This window comes from Natrialba swarupiae (assembly GCF_008245225.1).
GTDB classification, from domain to species: domain Archaea; phylum Halobacteriota; class Halobacteria; order Halobacteriales; family Natrialbaceae; genus Natrarchaeobius; species Natrarchaeobius swarupiae.
This window is the reverse complement of sequence record NZ_VTAW01000032.1, coordinates 28,865-38,831: the sequence shown is the minus strand read 5'-3', so window position 1 is coordinate 38,831 and position 9,967 is coordinate 28,865. Positions and strand designations below refer to the sequence as shown.

General features: G+C 63.4%; 8 protein-coding genes. 7 read left to right on the top strand and 1 reads right to left on the bottom strand.

The features are described 5' to 3' along the window. Window positions 1-283 precede the first annotated feature (283 nt). From FYC77_RS17565 to FYC77_RS17535, 7 genes are all read left to right on the top strand, one after another. Window positions 284-2,020, top strand: a complete 1,737-nt coding sequence (locus FYC77_RS17565; RefSeq protein ID WP_162354553.1) for a methyl-accepting chemotaxis protein — start codon at window positions 284-286, stop codon at window positions 2,018-2,020. Between the two features lie 265 nt (window positions 2,021-2,285). After that, complete coding sequence (locus FYC77_RS17560) at window positions 2,286-4,070, top strand: L-lactate permease (RefSeq protein ID WP_149082800.1); 1,785 nt, start codon at window positions 2,286-2,288, stop codon at window positions 4,068-4,070. 287 nt (window positions 4,071-4,357) lie between these two features. After that, the gene (gene gatB, locus FYC77_RS17555) at window positions 4,358-5,848 is read left to right on the top strand and encodes an Asp-tRNA(Asn)/Glu-tRNA(Gln) amidotransferase subunit GatB (protein ID WP_149082797.1); all 1,491 of its coding nucleotides are present in this window, start codon (window positions 4,358-4,360) and stop codon (window positions 5,846-5,848) included. Between the two features lie 178 nt (window positions 5,849-6,026). Beyond that, entirely contained in the window at window positions 6,027-7,046 is a 1,020-nt protein-coding gene (locus FYC77_RS17550) for an MBL fold metallo-hydrolase (RefSeq protein WP_149082796.1), read from the top strand. Between the two features lie 115 nt (window positions 7,047-7,161). Then, window positions 7,162-7,296, top strand: coding sequence for a transporter (locus FYC77_RS17545; protein WP_149082795.1), 135 nt, complete (start codon window positions 7,162-7,164; stop codon window positions 7,294-7,296). Window positions 7,297-7,504: 208 nt separating this feature from the next. Further along, window positions 7,505-8,836: an NAD(P)/FAD-dependent oxidoreductase gene (locus FYC77_RS17540; RefSeq protein WP_149082794.1), complete on the top strand. Its 1,332-nt coding sequence runs from the start codon at window positions 7,505-7,507 to the stop codon at window positions 8,834-8,836. A 76-nt stretch (window positions 8,837-8,912) separates the two neighbouring features. Further along, a complete protein-coding gene (locus FYC77_RS17535; protein WP_149082793.1) occupies window positions 8,913-9,236 on the top strand; it encodes a hypothetical protein in 324 nt (107 codons plus the stop codon). A gap of 16 nt (window positions 9,237-9,252) precedes the next feature. Here FYC77_RS17535 and FYC77_RS17530 read toward each other — a convergent pair whose 3' ends face one another. Next, window positions 9,253-9,966, bottom strand: a complete 714-nt coding sequence (locus tag FYC77_RS17530; protein ID WP_149082792.1) for a metallophosphoesterase — start codon at window positions 9,964-9,966, stop codon at window positions 9,253-9,255. Window position 9,967 lies beyond the last annotated feature (1 nt).

Genomic DNA, 9,967 nt, shown 5'->3' with positions numbered 1-9,967 from the left:
CTATCGCCAACTACAAACGAGGAGCTAACCCTGGCAAAACGACGATCGAGGTGTGTCAATGATTCTGTGGTACCCTCATATACGAAACAAGAGTTCCCGATCGAGCGGCGAGTCAGACCCACAGCTGGAACCGTCGGATTCGAATACGTCGCCATCACCGCCGGAAGGCGATCACCGGGCTCTCGATCTCAGCATCGACGTCTCACCTGACGAGCTAGACGGCGTTCACAACACAGAGGTTCCGACAGCGATACAGGAGGATCGAGCAAACCGCCTTTCGACGGTGATAGCCGACGACTCCGAGTGGGACGCCGATACCGTTACGGCCGAAAGCGAGCGGTACATGAAACAGGGGTGTTCGCCGGGGGAGTTCGTCCGTTCCTACGAGGTGATCGTCGATTCGCTGCTCGAGGAGGCGTTCGACCGTCTCGAGGCCGGCCGTGCCGAGGCGGTGAAATCCGAGCTTCGAGCGGGATTGGGAACGATGCTCGGCGACGTCGCGACGGCTGTCGAGGAGTTCGGAGCGCAACGGACGGACGAATACGCCGATTCGTATCTGACGATCGAAGCGGTTCTGGAGGCGATTCCGTTTCCCGTCTACATGCTCGATGCGGACCACCGCGTCGTCGGCTGGAATTACGGCCACACGGCGTTCGTCGGTATGGAACGAGAGGAGGCGATGGGGAAGACCGCACAAAACAGCGTCGTGAAAGCGACCTACAGCGAGGGTGCCCGAAAGCTCACGTTAGCCGACAAGGTCGTGAAACATCCTCACAGCGCTGACGAGGAGTACGGCGTCGAGCGTTACGAAACTCCCTACTCCGAAAAACCGGTCTTCTACGATACGAGTACCGCGACGACGCTCGGCGACGAGACGATCGAAGTCGAGTTCTGGGCCGTGCCCATCTTCGACGAGAACGGCGAGTTCCAGGCCGTCTTCGAGATCATCCGGGACCAGACCGAGGAAGTTCGACGAGACGAGGCGATGACCGACCTCGTCGAGAACGTGACCGACGTCCTCCAGCGGATCGGCGGCGGCGAGCTGGCAGCTCGCGTCGACTACGAGGACGAACACGACGTCGTCGACGAGGAGTTGCTCGACATCGTCAACGAAGTCAACGAGATGGCCAACAGCTTCCAGACGCTCGTCGACGACGTAAACGAAACGACCGATCAGCTCGCGGATTCGATCCACGACGCTGCGGCGTCGGCCGACACTGTCGAGGAGACACTCGACGAACAGAACGACGCGCTCCAGGAGACGAAAAACGAGGTCGAGTCCTACAGTGCGACGATGGAAGAGATCGCCGCAACATCGAAGGAGGTCGCCGACGCCGCCCAGCGCGCACAGGAGCGCGTCGAAACTGGCGTCGACGCGAGTAGCGAGGCAAAACGCGTCGGCGGCGACGTCGCGGACGTAAGCAAAGAACTCGTCGACACCATCACCGCCCTCTCCGACAACCTCGAAGAGATCGAGCAGGTCGTCGAAATCATCGACGGCGTCGCCGACCAGACCAACCTGCTCGCGTTGAACGCCTCGATCGAAGCCGCCACCGCAGGCGATGACGGAGCCGGATTCGCCGTCGTCGCCGACGAGATCAAATCGTTGGCCGAGGAAACGCAGTCACACACCGACGAGATCACCGACTACATCCGCGAGCTCCAGTCGATGTCCCACGAGACCGTCACCGCTGTCGAGCAGGCACACGGACAGATCGAATCGATGGACGGCTCGATCGAAGACGTCGTCGACTCGTTCGAACATATCGAAGAATCGGTCACCTCCGCATCCGAACAGATCGACGAGGTCGCGAAAGCGAACGACGATCAGGCCTCGAGCGTCGAAGAAGTACTCGCGATGGTCGAAACCGCCGAAACTCACTCTCGAGAAGTCACCGACGCCGCCAGCGAGATAATCGACGAGACGACGACTCAACAGCGGACCGTCGTCGAGTTACAGGAGAAAGTGGGTGAACTCTCTCGGGCGGACGAGATTTCGGAGAGCGATGGGAGTCGGTGACCAGCATCGTACTCCCGCTCGCGAATCGGCCACCAGCACGAACAGCGGTGGCTGTTATCAAAGCGTGGGAATATGACGGTTTCGTGGAGGACGTTCCAGATGGCGTCACGTCCTTTCGTCGGATCGACGCCGGCCAGTTCCGTCGAGACGCCTGATACCAACACCCATCCAAACTTATAAATCGGATATCTCCACAAAATAATGTGTGTGATGAGTGATCCACGGCGGACTACGTGGAGTGGACGGAGGGACGGTCGGAGCAGCGATGCTTGCTGATGCGGTCGCGGTCGTGCTGGCAGCGACACCGTTGATCGTCGTTGGCGTGCTCCTCGTCGGTCTCCTCTGGCCTGCGACTCGAGCGATGCCAATCGCGTGGGTGTCGGCAGTTCTCGTCGGCTTTTTCGTCTGGAGAATGCCTCCCTCGTGGATTATCGCGGCGACGATCGAAGGCCTGCTCACGGCGGTCCAGATTCTCTTCATCGTTTTCGGGGCGCTCGTGTTGTTGTACACGATGCTCCGGGCTGGAGCGTTCGACGTTCTCAACAGCGGATTCGCGACGATCAGCGAGGACCGACGCGTACAGATCGTTCTGGTCGCGTTTTTCCTCTCGACGTTCATCGAAGGCGCGGCCGGATTCGGCGCGCCGGCCGCGGTCGTGGCACCGCTGTTGCTCGGCCTCGGCTTCCCTGCGCTCGCGGCCGTCGTCGCTGCACTGATCGGCCACATCATCGCCGTCACCTACGGCGCGGTGGGGACGCCGATCATGGTCGGGATCAGAGAGCCGATGGCAGGCGTCTCGCGCATACGAACGGCGATCGAAGCCGAGGGCATGACCGCGACCGAATTCGCGATCAACGTGGCCGCGTGGGCCGCCACGTACCATCTCCTCGTGGGATTCGTCATGCCGCTTTTCGTCGTGGGAATGATCGTCTACTTCTTCGACGATCCGGCGGACCGGTCGATCGCGCCGGCGCTCGAGGTGTGGCCGCTCTGTCTGTTCGCGGGGTTCGCGTTCGCGATTCCCTACTGGTTGTCGGCGTGGTACATCAGTGCCGAGTTCCCGGCGCTGATTGGCTCGATGGTCGGCGCAGCCATCGTGATCGGCGCGCTCCGGGCGGGGTATTTCCTGCCGGAAGACGAGTGGACCTTTCCGGAGCAGTCGGAGTGGCCGGATCACTGGCTCGGCTCGATCAAACCAAGCGACGTCAGTCCGATGCTGGATGCCACCCACGACATTTCGATCCTGCGGGCCTGGTCGCCGTACCTCCTGTTGGTCGTGCTCTTGCTCGTCACCCGCGTCGTCGAACCACTGCCCGCGCTGTTGCAGGGCGAATCGGTGACGCTACTCGGGACACAGGTTTCGCTGAGCCTCGGCACGTTCGTGACGAGCATCGGCGAAATATCCGTCGGGGTGTTTCTGTTCGAGTGGACGAATATCCTCGGAACCACTCTCAGCAACGAGATCAACTTCATCTACGTGCCGGGGATGTGGTTGCTCGTCAGCGCCGTCGCGGCGATCGCCATCTTCGGTATGTCTCGCCAGCAAGTGTCGGAAGCCTGGCTCGGTGCCACGTCGAAACTCTCCTCGCCGCTGATCGCGCTCGTGTTCGTCCTGGCGATGGCTCACGTCATGCTCCAGTCCGGATCGCACGCGTCCGGTACTGAGAGTATGATCGTCGTGCTCGGAACGGCCACGGCCAACGTGTTCGGTCCGGTCTATCCGATGGTTGCGGCGCTCATCGGTGCCCTCGGTGCAGCGCTGGTCGGGTCGAACACGGTTAGCAACATCACCTTCGGTCCGTTCCAGTTCATCGCCGCCGAACGGCTCGGCATTTCACGAGAACTCGTGGTCGGCGCACAGGCCGTTGGCGGAGCGATTGGCAATCTCGTGGCGATCCACAACGTCGTCGCCGCCCTCGCGACCGTCGGCCTCGTCGGCGAAGAGGGCCGCGTCATTCGGTTGAACCTCATTCCGCTCGTGTACTACACCGCTTTCGTCGGTTTCTTGACGCTGATTTTCGTCTACGTGCTCTTCCCGGACGTATTCTGATCGGTCGTCTTCGAGCGGATCGTTCGACCGAGAACGTCCTCCGGCGTACCGTTCGGTGGCGGCCGATCGGTCAGCAGTCGAACTCCACCGCCTCCAGACTCCGTCCTCTACGTCTCGAGGACTCTCGGTTGTCTATGAACGTCATCGCACTCCAGCTTGCCAACCAGCGGACAGCACGGCCAGTGTTGGCCCTCGAGTGCGAGCGAGACGTACACCGTTCTGAATCCGATCCGACGCGCAACTCTGTCCCGTTACGTTTTACCCTACCCGCCCCGAATCAGGGCGCAATGACCGCACAAACCGTCCAGCAGGGCGACCTCGTGACCGTCGTCGGGCTCGAGGTCCACGTCCAGCTGGAGACCGACACGAAGATTTTCTGTGGCTGCTCGACCGAGCAGACGGACGAGCCCAACGAGAACGTCTGTCCGGTCTGTCTTGGCCTCCCGGGTGCGTTACCGGTGTTGAACGAGGGTGCCGTCGAGGCGGCGGTGAAGATCGGGAAGGCGATCGACGCCGACATCCCCGAGGAAACCCGCTTTCACCGGAAGAACTACTACTACCCCGATCTGCCCAAGAACTTCCAGATCACGCAGTACGACGAGCCGATCTGTGCCGACGGCGAACTCGAGGTGAGCGTCGAGGGCACGCGACGCTCGGTGACGATCGAGCGCGCACACTTAGAGGAGGACCCGGGGAGCCTCCAGCACGTCGGCGGCGGGATCGACACCGCCGACTACACGCTCGTCGACTACAACCGCGCCGGCACGCCGCTGATGGAGATCGTCACCGCGCCGGACTTTCGCAGTCCCGACGAAGTACGGGCGTTCCTCGCCGAACTCGAGGAAGTACTCGAGTATCTGGGCATCTTCGACGCCGAACGCGACGGCAGTCTGCGGATCGACGCCAACCTCTCGATCATCCCCGAAGCGGAGATCGACGGCGACAATGCAGACGAGATCAGTGCGGACGCACTCGAGGCAGCCAACCGCACCGAGGTCAAGAACATTTCGAGTCACAAGGGCGCACAGAAGGCGCTGGCCTACGAGGAGACCCGACAAAAGAACGCCATCCAGCGCGGTCGGGCGGTCGAACAGGAGACGCGCCACTGGGACGAGGCTCGGGGGATCACGGTCTCGATGCGGTCGAAAGAAGAGGAGAAAGATTACCGGTACTTCGAGGAGGCCGACCTCCCGCCGCTTCGCGTCTCGGACTGGAAGGAGGAGATCGCGATCCCGGAACTGCCCTCGGCCCGACGGGAGCGATTCGGCGACGAGTACGGTCTCGACGAGGAGGCTGCCTCCAAGCTCACCTCGACGAAGCAGGTTGCGGACTTCTACGAGGACGTCGCCGGCGAGTTCGACCCAGATCTGGCGGCGACCTGGGTCGCCGACAACCTGCTGGGCGAACTCAACTACCGCGACATCGAGATCACCGAAATCGAAGGGCGACTCGAGGAGGTCAAACGACTCGTTGCGCTCGTCGACGAGGACGAGATCACGGCGAAAAACGCCCGGGAGACGGTACTGCGCTCGATGCTCGACGACGGCCGCACCCCGGACGAGGTCGTCGCCGAGGAGGGGCTGGGCAAGACGAGCGGGGACGAAGTTCGACAGGCCGTCGTCGAAGCGATCGACGAGAATCAGGGGGCCGTCGAGGACTACGAGTCGGGCGACGACGGCGCGATCAACTTCCTCGTCGGTCAGGTCATGCAAAAGACCGGCGGCAGCGCGGATCCGAGCGACGTAAACCAGCTGTTGCGGGCTGAACTCGAGGACTGATACGGTTTACTGTACCGATGTACCGGTGCGACCGCAGGACGGGTCGTGGTTGCACCGGAAATGACTGACAGCAGACCGTATGAGACGCGTACCCGTGCGTCGGGACGGCGCGTCGTCGTCGGCGAAAACGGTTCCGTGACCCGGCGAATTATGAGCGATCGGCGACTCTGGTACAGATATGGATCGGATCTCGCTGGGAAACGAAGAGTTCGAGGGACGGAACAACGCGTACGTACTCGCGGATGAGGACGACGGCATCGCGCTCGTCGATACCGGCGTCGCGACGCCGGACTGTCGCGTACAACTTCGGGAAGAGCTAGCCGAACGCGGATACGAGTTCGCGGACGTCGACGACATCGTTCTTACGCACCATCATCCCGACCACGCGGGGTTGGCCGGCGAAATACAGGCCGAAAGCGACGCGACGGTCTACGTCCACGAGGCCGACGCGCCCCTCGTCGAGGCTGATCCCGACGCGGTGACATCCCTCGAGGAGTTGCGTCGCGAGTCCCTCTCAGAGTGGGGCGTTCCGGCCGACGCGAGGGAAGAACTGCTCGCGTTTCTCGAGGCGACGAGCGGGGTCGACGGCGAACCGGTCGACGCGACGCCGATCGAGGACGGCGACGTCGTCGCGGTCGGCGGGCGAACGCTCGAGGCGGTTCACGCGCCCGGCCACACCGCTGGCCTCTGTTGTTTCGAGATCGGCGGCGCGTCGGAAACGCGTTCGGGGAGCGACGACGCCGCCCACGCTGGGACCGAGGCGTTCGTCGGCGATGCGATCCTTCCGGTCTACACTCCGAACGTCGGCGGCGCGGATATCCGCGTCGAGCGACCGCTCGAGACGTACCTGGCGTCGCTCCGAACGATCGTCGACCGGGGGTACGCTCGCCTCTGGCCGGGACATCGCGATCCGATCGACGATCCGGCCGCGCGGGCGCTGACGATCCGTGACCACCACCGCGAGCGGACCGAAAACGTCCTCGAGGTTCTCACCGAACACGGCCCAGCCGACGCCTGGACGGTCAGCGACCACCTGTTTGGCGACCTCGAGGGAATTCACATCCTCCACGGCCCCGGCGAAGCGTACGCTCATCTCGACCACTTGCGCCACGAAGACGTCGTGACGCTCGAAGACGGCGAGTATCACCTGATCGATCCCGACGCCGATATCGGTGAGATCGTTTCCTCGAGCCACTGATCTCGACTCTTTGCCGTCCGAGCGGCGAGCGGTGACGACCACGCTCACGACCGGTATATATGCCGGCTGGGTATGCATGGCTCACCGATACCCGTCCCGTCGTAGATGGACGTGCATGGTTCGGCTCTCGACGGGTATCATCCTCGCCGGCATCGTGTTGCTTTTCGTTCCGATTCCACCGATCGCGACCATCCTCGGTGTGCTGGTTATTTTCACCGGCGTCGTGCTCAGGGTGGTTGCCGGGATGTGATGCAATCTGTGGTCCGTCAATGTCGGTAGGCTCGCGACCCCTGGGGCGGGTTCGCCGCGAGGTCGGGACAGCAATCCGTATCACGGATCGGTGTCCTGGCGTTCCTGACCCCGAAGACTGATCGGGACTCGCCGGGACCGATGTGTTCCGGGCTGTGGGTAACTACGGTAGGTCGAGCGTTTATCCGTTCGTCGACCGATACACGGATATGAAATCGACTCCGCGAGTGGTCGTCGTCGGCGGCGGGCTCGCCGGTCTCGTCGCCGCGCGTCACCTCGCCGCCGGTGGCGTCGACGTCACGCTCACAGAGCGCAGGCCGTCGGTCGGCGGACGAGTACGGACGACGGTCAGGGACGGCTATCAGTTCGACGACGGCTTCCAGGTCCTCTTTACTGCCTATCCCGCGGTTCGTCGGGAGTTAGATCTCGAGGCGCTCGATCTTCGTCCGTTCGCGCCCGGTGCAACGATCGCTCGCGACGGCCACCGATCGCCGCTGGTCGATCCGCTCCGGGTGCCAAGGGCATTCCCGGCCGCGCTGTTCACCCCCGACGTCACGTTCGGGGACAAACTCCGCGTGGCGAGACTCAGGTGGGCGCTCCGGAACCGCACGTTCGACGAATTCCTCGAGTCCCCCGGAGATAGCTCGATCCGCGCGTATCTCCGTGAGCTGGGATTCTCGGACCGATTTCTCGAGCGCTTCGCCGCTCCGTTCTACGGCGGGATCACGCTCGACCGATCGCTGTCGACGTCGAAGCGGATCTTCGAGTACACGTTCAAAGCGCTGTCGGCGGGCGACACTGCGGTCCCCGCGGCGGGAATGGGGGCGATTCCGGGCCAGTTGGCCGCTTTCGCCGAGACAGAGGGTGCGACGATCGAGACCGACGCGGCAGTCGAGTCGGTTTCGACCGACGTCGCCTCGAGGTCTGGGACGGATGTCGACTCGAGTAACCCCACTGATGCGACGGTCGTCGTCGAAACGGACGACGTATCGTACGACGCCGACGCCGCCGTCGTCGCGACCGATCCGCCCACGGCACGATCGCTTACTGGTGTCGACTCGATCCCCACGGACGCGCGAGGCTGTGTGACCCAGTACTACGCGCTCCCGGCCGACTCCGGAATCGGAAGCGCCAGACGGATCGTGTTGAACGCCGATCCCGACTCCGCGGGGCCGAATCACGTCGTTCCGACGAGCGAGGTCGCACCCGAGTACGCACCCGAGGACGTGACGCTGATCAGCGCCACGTATCTCGGCGATCGAGCCGAGACGGACGAGAAACTCGCCGAAACCACCCGAAGGACCCTCGAGTCGTGGTATCCCGAACGGACGTTCGACGGGTTCTCCCTCGAGCACACCGACCGCATCCCGTTCGCACAGTTCGCACAGCCACCCGACTTCCACGCCGGACTTCCCGACGTGTGCGACCCCGACGGGCCGGTCTACCTCGCCGGTGACTACACTCGCTGGTCGTCGATCCAGGGTGCGATGGAAAGCGGTCGCCAGGCGGCGAAGGCCGTTCTCGAGGATCTCTCGGGCTGATCCAACCGCCGTTACTCGAGATCCACGGCGGTCGTCACACAGCACGTTTATCAATTAACCCACAATTTTTGTTCACATGCTCGAAACGACGACGCTCCTGCTAGCGTTCGTGTTCTCCATCGGTGGTGTTCTGGGCGCGCTCAACGGGTATCGCGTCTACACGGAAGAACAGCGAACGCGAGCCCAGCGGCTCTGGACCGCCTATTTCGTCGGCTCGCTACTCGAGAGCGCGGTCGGAATCGCCGTTTTCGTGTGGGTGTTCACGAGTGGAATGCCGTCGGTATGGCTGTTTGCAGCGGTTACTGCACTCCCGCTGCCGGTGGTACTCGTCCAGTGGCGGATGCACCGGAAGATGGAGTTCGAGAGTCGATTCAACGGCTGGCTGTCGAACCGCACCTGATAGCGGACCGTCTCGATCACAACAGTTTGCGACACTCACCGAGCGGCGGAAACCACAGCGGTTCTCGCTTCGCGTCGTCCCAGACGACCGGATAGCAGGCGTCGACGTCGGTGACGAGCGGCGACTGGAAGTCCCGAGAGCGCATCCGGTTGACCGCCGCGCCGGCCGCGGCCCGCGTAAACGCCGGTAGAACGAGGACGTCGCTTCCCTCGTAGACGGCCGGCCCATAGAGGAAACAGGGGCGTTTGCGCCCCTCGAGAGAAATTGCCGGATGGTCGTGTCCGACGACGTACCGAGCGGCGTCGGTCTCGGGTGGCTCGTGGCCGTGACAGACGACGGTCTCGCCGTCGGCCAGCCGATATTCGGGTATCGACTCGCCGTCGAACACCTCGGCGAGCATCGTATCGTGATTGCCGGGGGTGACGACGAGCGACGCGTCCGCGTCGGCGACGGCCGACTCGAGCGCCGACAGGTCGGCCTCGACGCCTCGGGGAACGTAGTCGAACGAGTGCAGAAGGTCGCCGGCGACGACGACCGTTTCCGGCTCGGTCCGCTCGAGCAGCGTCTCCAGACGGGTTCGGACGTCCGCCCCGTCGCCGACCGGCGCATCGACGTTCGAGGCGACGCCGCGGCCGAGGTGGACGTCGGCGAGAATCAGCGCGTCGGCGTCGGGGACGGAGACGGCGCGTTCCTCGAGCGAAAACGGGAGGTCGACGGTCGGTGGGGTCACT

Bases quoted from the DNA above. Each gene is read 5' to 3' on its own strand.
- gatB (WP_149082797.1), top strand. From the start codon at position 4,358: ATGACCGCACAAACCGTCCAGCAGGGCGACCTCGTGACCGTCGTCGGG.
- FYC77_RS17545 (WP_149082795.1), top strand. From the start codon at position 7,162: ATGGTTCGGCTCTCGACGGGTATCATCCTCGCCGGCATCGTGTTGCTT.
- FYC77_RS17560 (WP_149082800.1), top strand. From the start codon at position 2,286: ATGCTTGCTGATGCGGTCGCGGTCGTGCTGGCAGCGACACCGTTGATC.
- FYC77_RS17535 (WP_149082793.1), top strand. From the start codon at position 8,913: ATGCTCGAAACGACGACGCTCCTGCTAGCGTTCGTGTTCTCCATCGGT.
- FYC77_RS17550 (WP_149082796.1), top strand. From the start codon at position 6,027: ATGGATCGGATCTCGCTGGGAAACGAAGAGTTCGAGGGACGGAACAAC.
- FYC77_RS17540 (WP_149082794.1), top strand. From the start codon at position 7,505: ATGAAATCGACTCCGCGAGTGGTCGTCGTCGGCGGCGGGCTCGCCGGT.